The sequence below is a fragment of the Paenibacillus sp. Marseille-P2973 genome, assembly GCF_018101095.1.
Classification (GTDB): Bacteria; Bacillota; Bacilli; order Paenibacillales; family Paenibacillaceae; genus Fontibacillus; species Fontibacillus vini.
Genome location: NZ_JAGQEH010000020.1, coordinates 22,921 through 43,036 on the forward strand (window position 1 = coordinate 22,921; position 20,116 = coordinate 43,036).

General features: G+C 48.0%; 18 protein-coding genes and 1 other annotated feature. All 18 genes read left to right on the forward strand.

Translation table 11 applies throughout. The features are described 5' to 3' along the window. Positions 1 to 449 precede the first annotated feature (449 nt). The 18 genes from rpmG (at position 450) to rplC (ending at position 20,092) form a co-directional block, all read left to right on the forward strand. Positions 450 to 599 (forward strand): 50S ribosomal protein L33, encoded by a 150-nt coding sequence (gene rpmG, locus KB559_RS23010; RefSeq protein ID WP_071784256.1) that lies wholly within the window; start codon positions 450 to 452, stop codon positions 597 to 599. A gap of 21 nt (positions 600 to 620) precedes the next feature. Further along, on the forward strand, positions 621 to 812 hold the full coding sequence (secE, locus tag KB559_RS23015; protein ID WP_211025536.1) for a preprotein translocase subunit SecE: 192 nt from the start codon (positions 621 to 623) through the stop codon (positions 810 to 812). Between the two features lie 23 nt (positions 813 to 835). Continuing rightward, positions 836 to 1,369 carry a transcription termination/antitermination protein NusG gene (gene nusG, locus KB559_RS23020; RefSeq protein ID WP_044482538.1) on the forward strand — a complete coding sequence of 178 codons (534 nt, stop codon included), beginning with the start codon at positions 836 to 838 and terminating at the stop codon, positions 1,367 to 1,369. A 71-nt stretch (positions 1,370 to 1,440) separates the two neighbouring features. Beyond that, on the forward strand, positions 1,441 to 1,866 hold the full coding sequence (gene rplK / locus KB559_RS23025; protein WP_211025539.1) for a 50S ribosomal protein L11: 426 nt from the start codon (positions 1,441 to 1,443) through the stop codon (positions 1,864 to 1,866). Between the two features lie 165 nt (positions 1,867 to 2,031). After that, positions 2,032 to 2,724 (forward strand): 50S ribosomal protein L1, encoded by a 693-nt coding sequence (gene rplA / locus KB559_RS23030; protein WP_211025541.1) that lies wholly within the window; start codon positions 2,032 to 2,034, stop codon positions 2,722 to 2,724. A gap of 82 nt (positions 2,725 to 2,806) precedes the next feature. Next, positions 2,807 to 2,958, forward strand: a sequence feature (ribosomal protein L10 leader region). Positions 2,959 to 2,995: 37 nt separating this feature from the next. Next, positions 2,996 to 3,499 carry a 50S ribosomal protein L10 gene (gene rplJ / locus KB559_RS23035; RefSeq protein WP_211025543.1) on the forward strand — a complete coding sequence of 168 codons (504 nt, stop codon included), beginning with the start codon at positions 2,996 to 2,998 and terminating at the stop codon, positions 3,497 to 3,499. A gap of 57 nt (positions 3,500 to 3,556) precedes the next feature. Next, entirely contained in the window at positions 3,557 to 3,922 is a 366-nt protein-coding gene (gene rplL, locus KB559_RS23040) for a 50S ribosomal protein L7/L12 (protein ID WP_211025545.1), read from the forward strand. 204 nt (positions 3,923 to 4,126) lie between these two features. Continuing rightward, the gene (locus KB559_RS23045; RefSeq protein WP_211025547.1) at positions 4,127 to 4,732 is read left to right on the forward strand and encodes a class I SAM-dependent methyltransferase; all 606 of its coding nucleotides are present in this window, start codon (positions 4,127 to 4,129) and stop codon (positions 4,730 to 4,732) included. Positions 4,733 to 5,055: 323 nt separating this feature from the next. Next, positions 5,056 to 8,601 carry a DNA-directed RNA polymerase subunit beta gene (rpoB, locus tag KB559_RS23050; RefSeq protein WP_211025549.1) on the forward strand — a complete coding sequence of 1,182 codons (3,546 nt, stop codon included), beginning with the start codon at positions 5,056 to 5,058 and terminating at the stop codon, positions 8,599 to 8,601. Between the two features lie 84 nt (positions 8,602 to 8,685). Further along, on the forward strand, positions 8,686 to 12,300 hold the full coding sequence (gene rpoC, locus KB559_RS23055) for a DNA-directed RNA polymerase subunit beta' (protein WP_211025552.1): 3,615 nt from the start codon (positions 8,686 to 8,688) through the stop codon (positions 12,298 to 12,300). Positions 12,301 to 12,528: 228 nt separating this feature from the next. Further along, the gene (locus tag KB559_RS23060) at positions 12,529 to 12,780 is read left to right on the forward strand and encodes a ribosomal L7Ae/L30e/S12e/Gadd45 family protein (protein ID WP_211025555.1); all 252 of its coding nucleotides are present in this window, start codon (positions 12,529 to 12,531) and stop codon (positions 12,778 to 12,780) included. 140 nt (positions 12,781 to 12,920) lie between these two features. Then, on the forward strand, positions 12,921 to 13,343 hold the full coding sequence (rpsL, locus tag KB559_RS23065; RefSeq protein ID WP_211025557.1) for a 30S ribosomal protein S12: 423 nt from the start codon (positions 12,921 to 12,923) through the stop codon (positions 13,341 to 13,343). A gap of 66 nt (positions 13,344 to 13,409) precedes the next feature. Beyond that, the gene (rpsG, locus tag KB559_RS23070; protein WP_044482526.1) at positions 13,410 to 13,880 is read left to right on the forward strand and encodes a 30S ribosomal protein S7; all 471 of its coding nucleotides are present in this window, start codon (positions 13,410 to 13,412) and stop codon (positions 13,878 to 13,880) included. A 44-nt stretch (positions 13,881 to 13,924) separates the two neighbouring features. Then, entirely contained in the window at positions 13,925 to 16,003 is a 2,079-nt protein-coding gene (gene fusA, locus KB559_RS23075; protein ID WP_211025559.1) for an elongation factor G, read from the forward strand. 104 nt (positions 16,004 to 16,107) lie between these two features. Further along, positions 16,108 to 17,298, forward strand: a complete 1,191-nt coding sequence (tuf, locus tag KB559_RS23080) for an elongation factor Tu (protein WP_211025561.1) — start codon at positions 16,108 to 16,110, stop codon at positions 17,296 to 17,298. Between the two features lie 203 nt (positions 17,299 to 17,501). Continuing rightward, entirely contained in the window at positions 17,502 to 18,845 is a 1,344-nt protein-coding gene (locus KB559_RS23085) for a globin-coupled sensor protein (protein ID WP_211025563.1), read from the forward strand. A 271-nt stretch (positions 18,846 to 19,116) separates the two neighbouring features. Beyond that, the gene (gene rpsJ, locus KB559_RS23090; RefSeq protein ID WP_009226637.1) at positions 19,117 to 19,425 is read left to right on the forward strand and encodes a 30S ribosomal protein S10; all 309 of its coding nucleotides are present in this window, start codon (positions 19,117 to 19,119) and stop codon (positions 19,423 to 19,425) included. Positions 19,426 to 19,468: 43 nt separating this feature from the next. Next, entirely contained in the window at positions 19,469 to 20,092 is a 624-nt protein-coding gene (rplC, locus tag KB559_RS23095; RefSeq protein WP_211025565.1) for a 50S ribosomal protein L3, read from the forward strand. The last annotated feature ends 24 nt before the right edge of the window (positions 20,093 to 20,116 follow it).

Genomic DNA, 20,116 nt, shown 5'->3' on the forward strand with positions numbered 1-20,116 from the left:
CTCCTGTGTCCGTTAAAAAGTATTTTCCGCGCGCGCATTATCATTATATTGATCGACCAAACCATCCCGTCATCAGGTAGTCCAGGCGAGGTGGCTTACCTCCAGGAGGAGCATCAACCGACGCAACTCGAAGCCCGCACCCCTGCATATTTCTGGAGTACGACTACACGTTTGAAAAGAAGCTGTATTTGCGTTTAACCTATTAAAAGCTGTGCCATACTAGAAAGATACGCATTCGAATCCAGAACCTGCTCCAGCTGACAATTTCCAGATTCAAGAGTCATTCAGGAATTACCTCAATTTAACGAAGAGAGAAGCTTGTCTCGCTCGTTGACACGGGTAGGGCCATGTGATAAAGTGTTTTAGGTAGGCCTAAATTTGTGTTTTTCATTTTTAGGTTTAAACAATAAGACTTTCTCATAAAGGAATGTCTTTGGGAGGTGCACATCATGCGGGTAATTATTACGTTGGCTTGTACGAACTGCAAACAAAGAAACTACACGACAACGAAAAACAAGCGTAACCACCCCGACCGCATGGAGATGAAGAAATTTTGCAAGTTTTGCAACGAGCAAGTTCCTCATCGCGAAACCAGATAGTCTTTGGAGGTGTAGTCGCGCATGAAACGAAGTTTCAAGTCGTTGATCTCTTTTTTCTCTGAAAGCTGGGCAGAGCTTAAAAAGGTTCGCTGGCCTAATCGTAAAGAGCTGACCAATTATACGCTGATTGTGCTGGGTACAATTGCAGTTGTCGCGATTTATTTTTGGGTACTTGATATCGGCATCTCTGCTGTGATCGAAGCGATAATTTAAGAAGGGTCCATAGGTGGCTTGATATGGAAAAAAGATGGTACGTAGTTCATACCTATTCCGGGTATGAGAACAAGGTCAAAGCCAATTTGGAGAAGCGCGTCGAGTCCATGGGCATGGAAGACAAGATTTTCCGCGTTCTTGTTCCTATGGAAGAAGAAGTGGTAAACAAAGACGGTAAGAAGAAGACCGTCATGCGTAAAGTTTACCCGGGATATGTCTTGGTGGAAATGATCCAAACCGACGACTCTTGGTATGTTGTTCGCAACACGCCGGGCGTTACTGGATTTGTCGGCTCCACGGGATCGGGTTCCAAACCTACGCCTCTGCTCCCTGAAGAAGTGGAACAGATTTTGCAGCATATGGGCATGGAAGAACCGAAACCGGTTATCGAGTTCGACTTGAAAGAATCCGTACGCATCAAGGTTGGCCCGTTTGCCAATTTTGTCGGATCCATCGAAGAAATTCTGGTCGACAAGAGCAAGCTCAAGGTTCACGTCAACATGTTTGGACGAGAAACCCCGCTTGAACTGGATTACACTCAAGTGGAAAAGATATAGGTTTCTTAGGGTTTCACGTGGGAGGGGCATTGCGCTCCGTCTACCACTATTAGGGCAAGGAGGTGTTTTACATGGCGAAAAAGGTTATCAAAGTGGTAAAACTGCAAATTCCTGCAGGGAAAGCGAATCCTGCGCCTCCGGTAGGTCCAGCTTTGGGTCAAGCAGGTGTCAACATCATGGCATTCTGTAAAGAATTCAACGCTCGTACTGCCGATCAAGCAGGTTTGATCATTCCAGTTGAGATTTCGGTGTTTGAAGACCGTTCTTTTACATTCATCACCAAAACTCCTCCGGCAGCTGTTCTGCTTCGCGTTGCTGCGAAGATCGAGAAGGGTTCCGGCGAACCAAACAAGAAAAAAGTGGCTACCGTGAAACGCGACGTTGTTCGTCAAATCGCGGAGCGAAAAATGCCTGATCTTAACGCAGCTTCCGTTGAATCGGCAATGCGCATGGTAGAAGGTACTGCTCGTAGCATGGGCATCACGATCCAAGACTAATTCTTGGGGCGTAAAACAACTGAGTTGCTAAACAACCTAGAAACGACATCAAGACTTTTGCAACGGAAGTTGCCTCTGAAAAAATAAGCTCACCTTCGGGTAGCTCATCTTTTCAGAGAACAGTGGGAGGATATTCCGCTAATACCACAAAGGAGGAACAATTTCATGGCTAAACACGGTAAAAAATACCTTGAAGCCGCTAAGCTGATCGACAGCGAAGCGACATATGAGCCTTCAGAAGCCGTTGAACTGGTGAAAAAGGCAGCGACTGCAAAATTTGACGAAACCGTTGAAGCAGCAGTTCGTTTGGGCGTAGACCCTCGTAAACAAGACCAAGCCGTTCGTGGTGTCGTTGTCCTGCCTCATGGCACGGGTAAAACGCAACGCGTTCTGGTATTCGCCAAAGGCGAGAAAGTTAAGGAAGCGGAAGCTGCCGGCGCTGACTTCGTAGGCGATCAAGACATGATCAACAAAATCCAACAAGGCTGGTTCGAATTCGATGTCTGCGTAGCGACACCGGATATGATGAGTGAAGTTGGTAAACTCGGCCGTCTGCTCGGTGGTAAAGGCCTCATGCCTAACCCTAAAGCAGGTACAGTTACGTTTGACGTAGCTAAAGCCGTTCAAGAAATCAAAGCGGGTAAAATCGAGTACCGTCTGGACAAAGCAGGTCAAATCCATGCGCCAATCGGAAAAGTATCTTTCTCTTCCGAACAACTCAATGAGAACCTCAAAGCTCTCATCGACGCATTGAACCGGGCTAAACCGGCTGCTGCCAAGGGCGTGTATTTGAAAAACATCGCGATTTCTTCGACGATGGGCCCTAGCGCTCGTGTTAATACAACTGTTTACAGATAATACCGCTCGCCTCGGTGAGTAATGGGATTGACATCGAGTGAATCTCTTGGTAAACTAAACAAGTTGTTTTTGATACGACAATTCAATTTGAATATGCTTACCGTAGACAGTAGGTGCCTTAGTGCTTAATTTCCTACCGAGGTGTTGTGATAGAATTTCAATTTACCGCAGTTCATCTGTGGTTAATGATTCGTCAGGCCTTCGTGATTCTGCGGAGGCTTTTTTCATGGAAATGAAGAAGGCCGAGTAAATCTATCAGGAGGTGTACAGGTTGGCAAACGCAAAAGTGATTCAAGCAAAACAAGAAGCCGTTGAAGCCGTAACTGCGAAATTGCGCGAGAGCGCAACGACTGTAGTAGCGGATTACCGCGGTCTGAATGTTGCCCAAGTTACGGAATTGCGCAAACAGCTTCGTGAAGCTGGCGTAGAATTCCAAGTATTGAAGAATACGCTCGTTCGCCGCGCAACAGAAGCTGCTGAACTTTCTGAACTGAACGAAGTGCTGACTGGCCCTACGGCTATCGCATTCAGTGCTGAAGACGCAGTAGCTCCGGCTAAAATTCTTAGCGATTTCGCGAAGAAGAACGAAGCGTTGAAAGTAAAAGGTGGCGTGGTTGAAGGCCGTGTAGTCGGCGTTGACCAAATCAAAGCGTTGGCGGATCTTCCGTCCCGCGAAGGTCTCCTTTCGATGCTCCTCAGCGTGCTTCAAGCTCCAGTTCGCAACTTCGCACTGGCAGTCAAAGCCGTTGCAGACAAAGAAGAAGCAAGCGCGTAAGCTGCTTCTGAATCAAGCTATCTAAAATTATCAAATTAAAATAATGGAGGTTCTACCATGTCTAAAGAAACAATTTTGGAAGAAATCAAAGCTATGACCGTTCTTGAACTGAACGATCTTGTTAAAGCTATCGAAGAAGAATTCGGCGTAACTGCTGCAGCTCCTGTAGTTGTAGCTGGTGGCGGCGGCGGCGCAGCTGAAGCAGCTGAGCAAACTGAATTCGACGTAATCCTGAACAATGCAGGCGCGTCCAAAATCAACGTTATCAAAGTGGTTCGCGAAATCACTGGTCTCGGCTTGAAAGAAGCAAAAGACCTGGTTGACAACGCTCCAAAACCACTGAAAGAAAAAGTGGGCAAAGAAGAAGCAGAAGCAGTAAAAGCGAAATTGGAAGAAGCAGGCGCATCTGTAGAAGTGAAGTAATTTCTCTTCTATCTAATGACAAACCCCTTGAATTCATTCAAGGGGTTTGTTTATAACCTGCGTAAGTTTCGGACAAACGCTTTTGGGTCTGGTGCTCTCTTGCTCGCGTGCATCTGCCTAGGTGAACTTCGTGGCGAGGAGTCCGTTCGCAAAGGATCCCCAGTCCCAAAAACAATTAACTGATCAACGGAGGTCACCGGTAAAATGCCAGATCACTATTATACGAATCAGCCTTCTGTTGCACATGACCGGAAAATGTGGGACGCAACGCTCCGGGGGCAGAATTTCCGTTTTGTCAGCGATGCCGGGGTATTCTCCAAAGGCGGCGTGGATTTCGGGAGCAGAACTTTGATAGAAGCTATGGAAATTCCCGCAAACGCAGACGTGCTTGACGTAGGTTGCGGCTATGGACCGATCGGTCTTTCGGCTGCCCGCATGGCTGATCAAGGCCATGTAACTATGATCGACGTCAATAGCCGTGCGGTCGAACTGGCTCGCGAAAATGCTGCGGCTAACCGGATCTTGAATGTAACGGTTCTCCAAAGCGATTTATTTGCGGAGCTAGGAGATCGGGATTTTGATGTAGTGCTGACAAATCCACCGATTCGGGCAGGCAAAGAGACGGTACATGCGATTTTTGAAGGGGCTCATGAAAGATTGAGGCCTGGAGGTTCTCTATGGATTGTTATTCAGAAAAAGCAAGGGGCGCCGTCGGCTAAGCTGAAGCTGGAGTCTTTATTTGATAGCGTGGAAGAAGTGACGAAGGACAAGGGGTATCGGATTTACAAGGCAACCAAAAAAATAGTTTGACTTGAAAAAGTGGTTGTGTTATTATTATAAAATGTCAGTATTAGGATGCCCTCTGTGGCTTTACCTTGCTGAAATGTCAATACTTTTGTGAAACGATGCATAAAATCATATCGTTTTACGTATAATATGTACATTTCGGGTAAATCTACTGAATGCGGGGACATCAGGCTGGAAATGACACGGATAATGATGCTCTTTTTTCGAAAGCATTCGATAAGGGCTTTTCTTTATTTGTGGATGAATCCGTATGGTCCTATTATAAGGGTACAAACACGGGTTCGCAATGAATTTTTAAGTGAGTAGACATGAGGGGTGGGTATAAGTTGGCAGGACATCTTGTTCAATATGGTCGACGCACTCGGCGAAGTTATGCACGAATTAACGAGGTACTCGAAGTTCCGAACCTGATCGAAATCCAACAGAAATCCTACGAGTGGTTCTTGGAAGAAGGCCTTCGGGAAATGTTCCAGGATATCTCGCCGATTCAGGATTTCACCGGAAATCTGGTGTTGGAATTTATCGATTACAGTCTTGGAGAACCGAAGTATACAGTAGACGACGCTAAGGAACGTGATGTTACGTATGCGGCGCCGCTTCGGGTTAAAGTCCGGCTCATTAATAAGGAAACCGGCGAAGTCAAAGAGCAGGAAGTATTCATGGGAGATTTCCCGCTGATGACGGAAACCGGCACATTCATTATTAATGGTGCGGAACGGGTAATTGTCACTCAGTTGGTTCGCTCTCCTAGCGTCTATTTCAGCACAAAAGTGGATAAGAACGGAAAGAAAACTTATACCGCAACAGTAATTCCAAACCGCGGTGCATGGTTGGAACTGGAGACGGATGCGAAGGATATCGTTTATGTCCGGATCGACCGTACTCGTAAGATTCCGGTAACCGTGTTGCTTCGTGCGCTTGGATTCGGTACGGATGCTGAGATTCTCGATTTGCTCGGCAACGATGAATATATTCGCAACACGCTGGATAAGGACAACACCGACTCTACGGAAAAAGCTCTCATTGAAATCTATGAGCGTCTTCGTCCGGGTGAGCCGCCGACTCTTGATAATGCTAAGAGTTTGCTTGTGGCGCGTTTCTTTGATCCTAAGCGTTATGACCTGGCCAATGTAGGCCGTTATAAAATCAATAAAAAGCTCCACATCAAGAATCGTTTGTTCAACCAACGTTTGGCTGAGTCTCTCATCGACACGAACACCGGTGAAATTATCGCCGAAGCCGGTCAGATGGTGGACCGCCGTTTGCTTGATCAAATCTTGCCGTTCTTGGAAAACTCGGTAGGTTTCAAAAACTATCATGTGGCCAACGGTGTTCTTGATGCTAACGACGTGCCTTTGCAAACGATCGATATTTTCTCTCCGATCGAAGACGGCAAGGTTGTTAAGGTGATCGCGAACCGCAATATCGATAAATCGGTGAAGCATATTACGCCGGCCGATATCATTTCGTCGATCAGCTACTTCCTGAACCTGTTGCACGGCGTCGGAAGCACGGACGATATTGACCATCTCGGTAACCGTAGACTGCGTTCCGTAGGCGAATTGCTGCAGAACCAGTTCCGTATCGGTTTGTCCCGGATGGAACGCGTCGTGCGCGAAAGAATGTCGATCCAGGATGCGAACGTGATTACGCCGCAAGCGCTGATCAATATTCGTCCTGTTATCGCATCGATTAAGGAGTTCTTCGGCAGTTCGCAGTTGTCGCAGTTTATGGACCAGACGAACCCGCTTGCTGAACTTACGAATAAACGCCGTCTGTCCGCACTCGGACCTGGTGGTTTGACGCGGGAACGCGCGGGCTTTGAAGTTCGTGACGTCCATCATTCCCACTATGGCCGTATGTGTCCAATCGAGACACCGGAAGGACCGAACATCGGTTTGATCAACTCCTTGTCGACGTTCGCTCGCGTCAACGAGTATGGCTTCATCGAAGCTCCGTACCGTTGGGTTGACCCGAATACGGGCAAGGTTACCGATCAAATCGCTTACCTGACTGCCGATGAAGAGGATAACTACATCATTGCACAGGCGAACGCGGTGTTGAATGATGACAACACGTTCCGCGATGAGAATGTTATCGTTCGTTATAACAAGCAGTCCGACAACATTTTGACCATGCCGAGCGACCGCGTTGACTATATGGACGTATCGCCTAAGCAGGTTGTGTCCGTCGCGACCGCGCTCATTCCTTTCTTGGAGAACGATGACTCGAACCGTGCACTGATGGGTTCGAACATGCAGCGTCAGGCGGTTCCGCTTCTCATTCCTAAGGCTCCGCTTGTCGGAACAGGGATGGAGCATAAATCGGCCAAAGACTCCGGTGTATGTATCGTTTCGAAATACGACGGGATCATCGAGCGTTCCGCAGCAAACGAAATTTGGCTGCGCCGCGTCGAGAAAGTGGATGGCAAGGAAGTAAAAGGCGACCTTGTTAAACATAAATTACACAAATTTATGCGTTCGAACCAAGGAACATGCATTAACCAGCGTCCGATCGTCAAACGCGGCGATGTTATCAAGAAGGGTGACATTCTCGCGGACGGGCCATCGACAGAAATGGGCGAATTGGCTCTTGGCCGGAACGTAGTCGTTGCCTTTATGACTTGGGAAGGCTACAACTACGAGGATGCGATCCTGCTTAGTGAGAAACTCGTGAAAGAGGATGTGTACACCTCGATCCATATCGAGGAATACGAATCCGAAGCCCGCGATACGAAGCTGGGTCCTGAAGAGATTACCCGCGATATTCCGAATGTCGGTGAAGAAGCGCTTCGCAATCTTGACGAGCGCGGCATCATCCGTGTCGGTGCGGAAATCGGCGCAGGCGATATCCTGGTCGGGAAAGTTACTCCGAAGGGCGTAACGGAACTTACCGCAGAAGAACGCCTTCTGCACGCCATCTTCGGCGAGAAAGCACGCGAAGTACGTGACACATCCCTGCGTGTACCGCATGGTACCGACGGTATTGTTGTCGACGTTAAGGTGTTTACTCGTGAAAATGGCGACGAGTTGCCACCGGGCGTTAATCAACTTGTTCGGGTATATATTGCCCAAAAACGTAAAATTTCCGAAGGCGATAAAATGGCCGGCCGTCATGGTAACAAAGGGGTCGTAGCCCGTATTCTGCCAGAGGAAGATATGCCGTTCATGCCGGACGGTACACCTGTACAGGTTGTACTGAACCCACTCGGGGTTCCATCCCGGATGAACATCGGTCAGGTGTTGGAAATTCACCTTGGTATGGCAGCTCTGAAGCTCGGTATCCATGTGGCTACTCCGGTATTCGACGGTGCGAACGAGTACGACGTGTTCGACACGATGGAAGAAGCCGGAATGCAGCGTAATGGTAAAACCGTTCTATACGACGGCCGTACAGGTGAGCAATTCGAACGTGAAGTTACCGTCGGCGTCATGCACATGATCAAACTGGCGCACATGGTTGATGATAAAATCCATGCCCGCTCGACAGGTCCTTACTCGCTCGTTACGCAGCAGCCGCTCGGTGGTAAAGCACAGTTCGGCGGACAGCGTTTCGGGGAGATGGAAGTTTGGGCGCTCGAAGCCTACGGCGCTGCTTATACACTGCAAGAAATTTTGACCGTCAAGTCGGATGATGTGGTCGGCCGGGTGAAAACCTACGAATCGATCGTCAAAGGCGAGAACGTACCGGAACCTGGTGTACCGGAATCGTTTAAGGTCTTGATCAAGGAACTTCAAAGTTTGGGTATGGACGTCAAGATCCTCACCGAAAATGAAGAAGAGATCGAGATGAAGGAAATCGACGACGAAGACGATGCGTCCGGGGACAAACTGAGTCTGAACCTGGAAGGTGCGGAAGTCGGAGTAGAATAAGCATCTAGGGCGGCGTAAGCCGCCCGAAGATGATTGATAACCGGAGATTGTCAATATCAGGACTTGGTTAAGGAGGGATGCTCCTTGTTGGACGTCAACAACTTCGAGTTTATGAAAATTGGGCTTGCTTCCCCAGATAAAATTCGTTCTTGGTCCCGCGGAGAAGTTAAGAAACCGGAAACGATTAACTACCGTACATTGAAACCGGAAAAGGAAGGGCTGTTTTGCGAGAAAATTTTCGGCCCGACCAAAGACTGGGAATGTCATTGCGGTAAATATAAACGCGTACGTTATAAAGGCGTTGTCTGCGATCGCTGCGGCGTCGAAGTAACAAGAGCAAAGGTTCGCCGCGAGCGGATGGGTCATATTGAATTGGCCGCACCTGTATCGCATATTTGGTACTTTAAAGGGATCCCGAGCCGGATGGGCCTTGCGCTCGATATGTCGCCGCGCTCCCTGGAAGAGATCATTTATTTTGCATCCTATGTGGTTACAGATCCAGGTGAAACTCCACTGGAGAAAAAGCAGCTTCTGTCCGAGAAGGAATATCGCAGCTACCGTGAAAAGTATGGCTACGGATTCCAAGCCGGCATGGGTGCTGAAGCGGTCAAAAAGCTGCTCCAGGATCTCGATATCGACAAGGAATTGGAATTTTTGAAAGAAGAGCTGCGCACGGCCCAAGGCCAACGCCGCAACCGGGCGATCAAACGCCTGGAAGTCATCGAAGCGTTCAAGAGCTCCGGCAATGAGCCGGAATGGATGATTCTCGACGTGCTTCCGGTTATTCCTCCGGAACTTCGTCCGATGGTACAGTTGGATGGCGGACGTTTCGCAACGTCTGACCTTAACGATTTGTACCGCCGGGTTATTAACCGGAACAACCGTCTGAAACGCCTGCTTGATCTGGGCGCGCCGGACATTATCGTGCAGAACGAAAAACGGATGCTGCAAGAAGCCGTCGACGCCCTGATCGATAATGGTCGCCGCGGCCGTCCGGTAACTGGACCGGGTAACCGTCCTTTGAAATCCCTCAGCCATATGCTGAAAGGTAAACAAGGCCGCTTCCGGCAAAACTTGCTCGGTAAACGGGTCGACTATTCCGGCCGTTCCGTTATCGTCGTAGGTCCTTACCTGAAGATGTATCAGTGCGGTCTTCCGAAAGAAATGGCTCTCGAGCTGTTTAAACCTTTCGTGATGAAAGAACTGGTCAACAAAGGTCTTGCTCACAATATCAAGAGCGCTAAGCGCAAAGTGGAACGCGTCAGCCCTGAGGTATGGGATGTGCTCGAAGAAGTCATTAAGGAGCATCCGGTTCTGCTGAACCGCGCCCCTACGCTTCACAGACTCGGGATCCAGGCGTTCGAACCGATTCTGGTCGAAGGCCGCGCCATCCGGCTTCACCCGCTCGTATGTACGGCTTATAACGCCGACTTTGACGGTGACCAAATGGCCGTTCACGTACCGTTGTCCGCAGAAGCTCAAGCGGAAGCCCGTATTCTGATGCTGGCGTCCGGCAACATCCTGAACCCTAAAGACGGCAAGCCTGTCGTTACTCCTTCTCAGGATATGGTTCTCGGATCTTATTATCTGACAATGGATAACAAGGAAGCCAAAGGCGCTGGGATGATTCTCGGCTCCGTAAACGAGGCGTTCTCCGCTTATCAGCGTGGAACCGCGGAATTGCATGCACGCGTAGCCATTCCTGCTAAGGCGCTCGGCAAGACCGGATTTACGGAAGCACAACAAAATGCGCTGCTCATTACGACCGTAGGGAAAATTATTTTCAACGATATCTTCCCTTCGAGCTTCCCGTATATTAACGAACCGTCTAGAGTCAACCTGTTCCAAGGCACGCCTGATGATTACTTCATCCATGACAAAGGCGCGAACGTTTGGGAACGGATTATGAATGCTAAACAAGCAGGTGGCGTAGGTAAAGAGTATCTCGGCGAAATTATCGGCCGTTGCTTTGAAATCTATCACACCACAGAAACTTCGATCATTTTGGACAGAATCAAACAAACCGGTTTCACATATTCGACTCGGGCCGGCGTAAGTATCGCTGTCTCGGACGTTATCGTACCGGATGAGAAACAGTCTATCCTTCGCGAATCGGATGACAAGGTACAAGTGATTACGACACAGTACCGCCGGGGTCTCATTACGAACGAAGAACGTTATGACCGTGTTATCGATATCTGGTCCAAAGCGAAGGATCAAATTACCGAAGTGCTCATGAAATCGATGGACCGTTACAATTCCATCATGCTCATGGTGGATTCCAAGGCGCGCGGTAACAAATCGCAGATCACCCAGCTCGGTGGGATGCGGGGTCTGATGGCCAACCCGTCGGGTCGGATCATCGAACTCCCAATCAAATCGAATTTCCGCGAAGGTCTGACCGTCCTCGAGTACTTCCTTTCGACGCACGGCGCGCGGAAAGGTTTGGCGGATACAGCGCTTCGGACAGCCGACTCCGGTTACCTGACTCGTCGTCTGGTAGACGTAGCCCAGGACGTTATCGTCCGCGAAGAAGATTGCGGTACGGATAAAGGCTTTATGGTCAGCGTTATCCAGGACGGTAAAGAGGTTATCGAGGATCTGTACGACCGGATCGAAGGACGTTATAGCTTTGAAACGATCAAACATCCGAAAACGGGTGAAATTATCGTTCATCGCAACGAACTCATTGATTCCGACAGAGCGCATGAAATCGTCGATGCCGGTGTAGGGAAACTGCAAATCCGTTCCGTGCTCAGCTGTCGCGCACGCCATGGCGTTTGTAAAAAGTGCTATGGCCGTAACCTCGCGACCGGCAAACACGTGGAAATCGGTGAAGCGGTCGGCATTATCGCCGCCCAATCCATCGGTGAACCAGGAACCCAGCTCACCATGCGTACGTTCCATACCGGGGGCGTTGCGGGTGACGATATCACTCAAGGTTTGCCGCGTATTCAGGAGCTCTTTGAAGCCCGGAATCCAAAAGGTCAAGCCACGATCAGTGAAATCGACGGCGTCATCAAGGAAATCCGTGAAGCTAAGGACCGTCGTGAAATCGAGGTTCAAGGCGAAGCGGAAACGAAGGTTTACTCCGTTACCTACGGTTCCCGTCTGCGCGTAAGCGAAGGCCAGGAAATCGAAGCGGGCGACGAGTTGACCGACGGTTCCATTGACCCTAAAGAAATTTTGCGCATCAAGGGTATCCGCGGCGTGCAGAACTACATTCTTCAGGAAGTTCAGCGCGTTTACCGGAACCAGGGCGTAGAAATCAACGACAAGCATATCGAAGTTATGGTCAGACAGATGCTGCGTAAAATCCGCATCGTAGATGCCGGTGATACGCCGCTCTTGCCTGGTGCATTCGTCGATATTCATGAATACGAGGTTGCCAACAAGGATGCAATCCTGTCCGGCAAAGAGCCTGCTGTGGCTAAACCGGTATTGCTCGGGATCACCAAGGCATCGCTCGAAACGGACTCCTTCCTGTCCGCCGCTTCCTTCCAGGAAACGACACGGGTGCTTACCGATGCCGCTATCAAAGGCAAAGTGGATAAACTCCTCGGCTTGAAGGAGAACGTCATTATCGGTAAACTGATTCCTGCGGGTACGGGGATGAACCGTTACCGGAGCATTCAGTTTGTTGAACCGGCTGGTGACGACACGGTTGAAGAAGGTCTGGAGCCAGTCTCTGTAGAATAGGTTGGATTAAACAACAGGTGCGGTTCGGGTAAAACCCGTTCCGCGCCGTTGTTTTTCATATGTATTCTATGATGATGGATTTCTGCTTCTTCTTTATGAGATCAAAGCAATCAATGTTTGTTTTTCAACTAAAAACTTTCAAATCATTGCTTGACATCGCCTAGCTGGAATGCTAATATATCAAAGTGCGTGAGTACGGATATTCCTGTGCTTTGGAGGACGGTAATTATGTCTAATGATAAAGGTCTACAGGACGCTCATGTTAAAATCGGCAGCAAGCAAACTATGAGAATGGTGGAACTTGGACGAGCCGAAGAAGTCTATGTGGCTGAAGATGCAGATCCGCGCCTTACGTCAAAGATCATTGCTTTATGCAATCAGCGAAACGTTAAAGTGACACTGGTTGATACGATGACCAACCTCGGCAAAGCTTGCGGGATTGAAGTCGGTGCGGCAATGGCTGCGATTGTAAGACAATAGTTGATAGGAACGTTTTTGCTAAAAGGGGTTATCCCTCCGGCAAAAACTTTTCATTTGTTCTTTAATGAACCGCCTGGGTCTGTGGGCTTAAAAAAGGTTTGTGAAGGATCATGAGAATTGAGGAAGGGGGTGGCAACAACATGCCAACAATTAACCAACTAGTCCGTAAAGGACGTCAAGACAAAGTGTACAAATCGAAGTCGCCAGCATTGCAAAGAGGGTTTAACGCCCTGAAGCGTGAGGCTACTGATCTGAGCTCCCCGCAAAAACGTGGAGTGTGCACTCGTGTAGGTACTATGACTCCTAAGAAACCGAACTCCGCACTTCGTAAATATGCCCGTGTTCGTTTGACGAACCGCATTGAGGTAACGGCGTACATTCCAGGTATCGGTCATAACCTGCAAGAGCACAGCGTAGTTTTGATTCGTGGCGGCCGGGTCAAGGACCTTCCAGGGGTACGTTATCATATCGTACGTGGAGCTTTGGACACCGCTGGTGTAAACAACCGGATGCAAGCCCGTTCGAAATACGGCGCTAAACGTCCGAAAGCAAAAAAATCCTAAGTTGATCATTAAGTCAGCTTATTGAACCGACAAGAGGTTTGGATTAATACTGAAAGGGGGATAACTATGCCACGCAAAGGTCCAGTTACAAAGAGAGATGTGTTGCCAGATCCGGTGTATAACAGCAAGCTTGTTACTCGTCTGATCAACCGCATCATGCTCGACGGTAAACGTGGAGTTGCTCAAAGCATTCTGTACAATGCGTTCAACCTGATTCAAGAACGTACGGGTAATGACCCAATGGAAGTATTTGAAGCAGCTTTGAAAAATATCATGCCTGTATTGGAAGTTAAAGCTCGCCGTGTGGGCGGTGCCAACTACCAAGTACCTATCGAAGTTAAGCCAGAAAGACGTACATCCTTGGGATTACGTTGGCTCGTAAACTACTCCCGCAACCGCGGTGAGAAAACGATGGAAGAGCGTTTGGCTGCTGAGATCATCGACGCATCCAACAACACAGGCGCTTCCGTTAAGAAACGCGAAGATACGCACAAAATGGCCGAAGCGAACAAAGCGTTCGCACACTACCGCTGGTAGGATTCGGTTCAACTTAATAAAATATTTTGAAGGGAGACTAATTCATGACAAGAGAGTTCTCCTTGAAAAATACACGTAACATCGGGATCATGGCGCATATTGACGCCGGTAAGACAACTACAACGGAACGTATTTTGTTCTATACAGGCATTACGCACAAAATCGGGGAAGTTCACGAGGGTGCTGCAACAATGGACTGGATGGAGCAAGAGCAGGAGCGCGGGATTACGATTACGTCCGCTGCTACTACCGCTTCCTGGAAGGGTCACCGCGTAAATATCATCGATACCCCGGGACACGTTGACTTCACTGTAGAAGTTGAACGTTCCCTACGTGTATTGGACGGGGCAGTAGGCGTTTTCAGTGCGAAGGAAGGCGTTGAGCCTCAGTCAGAAACTGTTTGGAGACAGGCTGACAAATATAGCGTTCCTCGGATCGCTTATGTAAACAAAATGGATATCATCGGTGCGGACTACCTGAACGTTGTCAATGATATGCGCGAACGTCTGCAAGCGAATGCGGTTGCGATCCAACTGCCAATCGGTGCAGAAAGCGACTTTGTCGGAATTATCGACATCGTTGAGCAAAAAGCGTATATGTACAAAGACGACTTGGGCCAAAACATCGAAGAAACCGAAATTCCTGCCGAGTACCAAGCAAAAGTTGAAGAACTTCGCGCGGAACTGGTAGAAAAGGTTGCCGAGTTGGACGAAGAATTGACTATGAAATACCTTGAAGGTGAAGAAATCACTGTTGAAGAACTGAAAGCAGCTCTTCGTAAAGGTGTAGTAGAAGTTAAAATCTTCCCTGTAGTGTGCGGTTCTTCTTACCGTAACAAAGGGATCCAGCTCGTATTGGACGCTGTTGTAGATTATCTGCCGGCTCCAATCGATATCCCGGCCATCAAAGGTCACTTGGATGATGGTACCGAAGTGGAACGTCACTCTTCCGACGAAGAGCCGTTCTCCGCATTGGCATTTAAAATTATGACTGACCCTTACGTGGGTAAACTGACGTTCTTCCGCGTGTACTCCGGTATTTTGCAATCCGGTTCGTATGTGCTGAATGCAACAAAGAACAAACGTGAGCGGATCGGACGTATCCTGCAAATGCATGCCAACACCCGTAAAGAAATCACCGAAGTTTATTCCGGTGATATTGCGGCAGCCGTAGGTTTGAAAGATACGGGAACAGGTGATACACTGTGTGATGAGAAGGCTCCGGTTATTCTCGAATCCATGAACTTCCCTGATCCGGTTATCGAAATCGCGGTTGAGCCTAAAACGAAAGCCGACCAAGACAAAATGGGCGTTGCTCTCGGTAAATTGACTGAAGAAGATCCTACGCTCCGTGCTCATACGGACGAAGAAACGGGTCAAACGATCCTTGCTGGTATGGGTGAGCTTCACCTGGATATCATCATCGACCGGATGCGCCGCGAATTCAAAGTTGAGACTAACGTAGGTAAACCTCAGGTTGCTTACCGTGAAACGTTCAAAGCTCCGGCTCGCGTTGAAGGTAAATTCGTTCGCCAATCCGGTGGTCGTGGTCAATACGGTCACGTTTGGGTTGAGTTCGAACCTCTGGAAGCAGGTAGCGGTAACCAGTTCGAGAGCAAGATCGTCGGCGGTTCCGTACCTAGAGAATACATCGCGCCTGCTCAGCAAGGTATTGAAGAAGCCATGAAGAATGGTGTCCTTGCAGGCTTCCCATTGGTAGACGTTAAAGCAACCATCGTTGATGGTTCTTACCATGACGTTGACTCCAGTGAAATGGCGTTTAAGATTGCCGGTTCCATGGCGCTTAAAGCAGCCAAGGAAAAGTGCCAAGCAGTTCTGCTTGAGCCAATCATGAAAGTTGAAGTAACGGTTCCTGAGGAGTACATGGGCGACGTTATGGGTATGCTGAACTCCCGCCGCGGACGGATCGAAGGTATGGATTCCCGTGGGGGCGCGCAAATTATCCGTGCTAAAGTACCTCTCTCCGAAATGTTCGGTTACTCGACTACCCTGCGTTCCGGTACACAAGGACGCGGCGTATTCTCGATGGAGCTTTCTCACTATGAAGAAGTTCCTAAGACTATCGCTGAAGAAATCGTGTCCAAGAACAAGGGCGGAGAATAAATTTCAGTACCTACTGACCGGGGAATCTTTGGAACCTGTTTAGGGGATGGATTCCCTGGTTAGTCCAACATAACAATCCATATTTTAAGGAGGAAATGTTTAAAATGGCAAAGGCTAAATACGAACGTACAAAACCGCATGTTAACATCGGTACTATCGGTCACGTCGACCATGGTAAAACAACTCTGACTGCAGCCATCACGACTGTATTGTCTACCACATATGGCGGTGCTGCTGTAGCATTCGACCAAATCGACAAAGCTCCAGAAGAGCGCGAGCGCGGTATCACAATCTCGACGTCCCACGTTGAGTATGAAACTCCTAACCGCCACTATGCACACGTTGACTGCCCAGGGCACGCCGACTATGTTAAAAACATGATCACTGGCGCTGCACAAATGGACGGAGCGATTCTGGTTGTATCCGCAGCTGACGGCCCAATGCCGCAAACTCGCGAGCACATCCTGTTGTCCCGTAACGTAGGCGTTCCTTACATCGTTGTATTCTTGAACAAATGCGACATGGTTGAAGACGCTGAATTGATCGAACTCGTTGAAATGGAAGTTCGCGACCTGCTTAACGAATATGAGTTCCCTGGCGATGACACTCCAATCATCCAAGGTTCCGCTCGTGAAGCTCTTCAAAACCCTACTGGTGACTGGGCTAAGAAAATCGTTGAAATGTTCGAAATCATCGACGAGTACATTCCGCTTCCAGAGCGTCCAGTGGACAAACCGTTCCTGATGCCTGTCGAAGACGTGTTCTCCATCACTGGCCGTGGTACTGTTGCTACAGGTCGTGTAGAGCGCGGTACTGTTAAAGTCGGCGACGAAATCGAAATCGTGGGTATCCGCGAAGAAACTAAGAAATCGGTTGTTACAGGCGTTGAAATGTTCCGTAAATTGCTCGATTCCGCTGAAGCGGGCGACAACATCGGCGCATTGCTCCGCGGTGTAGACCGTGCTCAAATCGAACGCGGCCAAGTATTGGCAAAGCCAGCTTCCGTTAATCCGCATACTGAGTTTTCCGCTCAAGTATACGTATTGACTAAAGAAGAAGGCGGACGTCATAAGCCTTTCTTCACTGGCTACCGTCCACAATTCTATTTCCGTACAACTGACGTAACAGGTGTTATCAACCTGCCAGAAGGTACTGAAATGGTTATGCCTGGTGACAACATCGAAGTTACTGTTCAACTGATCAACCCGATCGCTATCGAAGAAGGAACTCGTTTCTCCATTCGTGAAGGCGGCCGTACAGTTGGATCCGGTGCCGTTGTTAAAATCAGCAAATAATAAAGCAATTTATTGCTTGAGAGATCCGTTCCTTAGGGGACGGATTTTTTTTTATATTACAGTTGATAAAATCGTCCAATTCGACATTTAGTGCAATAAATATGTCGAATAATGTAGAAATTTATCTTTACAGTGATTTTTAGCACAGTTATAATTCTCTCATTAAGATCATCAGACATCCCCAAAGAGAGGATAAACACTCGATGAAATGCCCCTTTTCTTTTCTAAGCCGCCCATCATCCCCCTCTGCACAAGCCAACCATTACAATTATTCCGCTTCCGTTGTCAAACCGGATTGGGTATGGGACGAAAACCAGCTTGTTATCGACGGACAGACCGAGATAAATGAGCAATTGAGAATGATTGATTTTCATGAAGGGGATATTCAGCTGCTCCATCATATGAGACCTATGATCTCTAGAAAGATCGACTGGATTGTGGATTCTTTTTATCAGTCGGTGCTGGATGTATCCAAGCTAGAGGAAATCATTAAAGAACACAGCACGGTTGAAAAACTGAAGGAAACCCTAAGAGAACATCTGCTTGATATGTTCAGTGGGAATGTCGATCAAGCATTTATTATGAAACGGCTAAAAATCGCTAAAGTCCATAAGCGCGTCGGATTGGAGCCAAAATGGTATCTATCGGCATTTCAAAACCTGCAAAATGCGTTTTTGCAGACAATTTACCAGGAAGTCAAAGATGAACAGCTTCTTTTGCAAATGGTGCGGACAACGACAAAGCTCTTAAACCTTGAACAGCAGCTGGTGTTGGAAGCTTATGAAAAGGAGAACATCCTTGAGAAAGAACAACAATATGAACTGGTGAAAAATGAGTTAAAAAGCAAAATCACCACTTTTAGTGAGGAGCTTGAAGATTTAAGCTTAGGAACGAACGCAGCCGTTGAAGAGCTGGTAACCAGTAGCAATGAGGTGAGTATGTCCATCCGGAATTCTTCAAAGACCGCCTCAAATACAAGAGAACAGGCTGAAGAGGGAAGAGACATTTTGCAGCTTCTACAGGAGCACATCGGGGTCATTCATGTAAAGACCAGCTCTATGGAAGAATCGCTGAAGCATCTTGGACAATCCTCTGCACAAATTAATAAAGTTGTGAGTGCCGTAGAGGACATTGCAAGCCGGATCAAACTTCTCTCGTTGAACGCATCTATAGAAGCGGCAAGAGCTGGTGAACAGGGGTTAGGGTTTGCGGTTGTTGCCCGGGAAGTGAACAAGCTATCGGAAGAAGCGAAAAGTACGGTGGTTCAAATTGCGGATCTCGCCCATCAATCTGCAGAAATCTCGACCCGAGTCGTACATGCTGTAGAGGAAGTTCGGGGATTGGCGGAACAAGGGAAAGCGCAATCGAAGGAAAGCGGAGACATGTTTATCCATATCTTGAACTCGATGAAGAATAGTGCGGAGGATATTATATTGTTAGAAGAACAAATCCGCGAATTGATTACTACTATAGAAGGAATCGGATCATCTACGGCCACAGTCGCAGAGTCGGCGGAACGCCTGAACCGAATTTCCCTGAATTTATAATAGAAGTTAAATGGCGTATTTCCTTGAGAAATGCGCCTTTTTTGAATATCAGAACGGGGAGTAAATACCCATGAAAAACCACAATAAAAACTTTTGTATAAAAGCTTGCAAAGCGCCCGCCTTTTCTATATAATAATGAATGTTGTTCTGTGACGTTGCGATGATGTGAGAGGTTACTGACACACCCGGCCCCTTTGCCATGGGAGGGTGGTCGGAAAATTTTCACGGAGTATGTCCGATACCAAATTGGGCGATAGAAGGAGGGACTAAAATGGCAAAGCAAAAAATTCGTATTCGTTTGAAAGCTTACGACCACAGAATTCTTGATCAATCCGCAGAGAAAATTGTTGAAACAGCAAAACGTTCGGGTGCTGGTGTATCCGGGCCGATTCCGTTGCCAACTGAGAAACAAGTAATTACTATTCTCCGTGCGGTACACAAGTACAAGGATTCGCGGGAACAATTCGAACAACGGACGCATAAACGTCTGATCGACATTGTTAATCCGACTCCACAAACTGTGGATGCCTTGATGCGCTTGGACCTGCCGTCCGGTGTAGATATCGAAATCAAATTGTAATACCCAATAAGCATTGGAATAGGAAAGGAAAAGAGGTGTCAACATGAAAGGTATCTTAGGGAAAAAGCTTGGAATGACTCAAGTGTTTACTCCGGAAGGGAATGTTATTCCTGTAACGGTTATTGAGGCGAGCGGTAACGTTGTTCTGCAAAAGAAAGATCTGGAGAACGACGGCTACGAAGCCATTCAAATCGGTTACTCCGATAAGAAAGAATCTAGAACTACTAAGCCTGAAGCAGGTCATACTAAAAAGGCAAACGCAACGCCTAAGCGCTACGTTCGCGAAATTCGCGGTGTTGATCTTGCAGGATATGAAGTTGGCCAAGAGGTCAAAGTCGATATGTTTGCAGAAGGCGAATTTGTTGACGTAACTGGTATTTCGAAAGGTAAAGGGTTCCAAGGCGTTATCAAACGCTGGGGACAAAGCCGCGGCCCTATGGCGCACGGTTCCCGTTATCATCGTAGACCAGGTTCCATGGGTTCCATTCAAGCGAACCGCGTTCCTAAAGGCAAACGCCTTCCAGGACATATGGGTAACGAAACAGTTACTATTCAGAACCTTGAAGTGATCAGAGTGGACGCTGAACGTAATGTTTTGCTCGTTAAAGGCTCGATCCCAGGTCCTAAAAACAGCTTCGTAAAAATCAAACAAACTCTTAAGAAATAATTGACTGAAGAAAGGAGGAACAAC

What these genes read in the sequence shown, in the direction of transcription:
- KB559_RS23060 (WP_211025555.1), top strand. Translation starts at nt 12,529, where the DNA reads ATGTCTAATGATAAAGGTCTACAGGACGCTCATGTTAAAATCGGCAGC.
- KB559_RS23045 (WP_211025547.1), top strand. Translation starts at nt 4,127, where the DNA reads ATGCCAGATCACTATTATACGAATCAGCCTTCTGTTGCACATGACCGG.
- rplC (WP_211025565.1), top strand. Translation starts at nt 19,469, where the DNA reads ATGAAAGGTATCTTAGGGAAAAAGCTTGGAATGACTCAAGTGTTTACT.
- rplK (WP_211025539.1), top strand. Translation starts at nt 1,441, where the DNA reads ATGGCGAAAAAGGTTATCAAAGTGGTAAAACTGCAAATTCCTGCAGGG.
- rpsG (WP_044482526.1), top strand. Translation starts at nt 13,410, where the DNA reads ATGCCACGCAAAGGTCCAGTTACAAAGAGAGATGTGTTGCCAGATCCG.
- tuf (WP_211025561.1), top strand. Translation starts at nt 16,108, where the DNA reads ATGGCAAAGGCTAAATACGAACGTACAAAACCGCATGTTAACATCGGT.
- KB559_RS23085 (WP_211025563.1), top strand. Translation starts at nt 17,502, where the DNA reads ATGAAATGCCCCTTTTCTTTTCTAAGCCGCCCATCATCCCCCTCTGCA.
- rpsL (WP_211025557.1), top strand. Translation starts at nt 12,921, where the DNA reads ATGCCAACAATTAACCAACTAGTCCGTAAAGGACGTCAAGACAAAGTG.
- secE (WP_211025536.1), top strand. Translation starts at nt 621, where the DNA reads ATGAAACGAAGTTTCAAGTCGTTGATCTCTTTTTTCTCTGAAAGCTGG.
- rpmG (WP_071784256.1), top strand. Translation starts at nt 450, where the DNA reads ATGCGGGTAATTATTACGTTGGCTTGTACGAACTGCAAACAAAGAAAC.
- rplA (WP_211025541.1), top strand. Translation starts at nt 2,032, where the DNA reads ATGGCTAAACACGGTAAAAAATACCTTGAAGCCGCTAAGCTGATCGAC.
- fusA (WP_211025559.1), top strand. Translation starts at nt 13,925, where the DNA reads ATGACAAGAGAGTTCTCCTTGAAAAATACACGTAACATCGGGATCATG.
- rpsJ (WP_009226637.1), top strand. Translation starts at nt 19,117, where the DNA reads ATGGCAAAGCAAAAAATTCGTATTCGTTTGAAAGCTTACGACCACAGA.
- rplL (WP_211025545.1), top strand. Translation starts at nt 3,557, where the DNA reads ATGTCTAAAGAAACAATTTTGGAAGAAATCAAAGCTATGACCGTTCTT.
- nusG (WP_044482538.1), top strand. Translation starts at nt 836, where the DNA reads ATGGAAAAAAGATGGTACGTAGTTCATACCTATTCCGGGTATGAGAAC.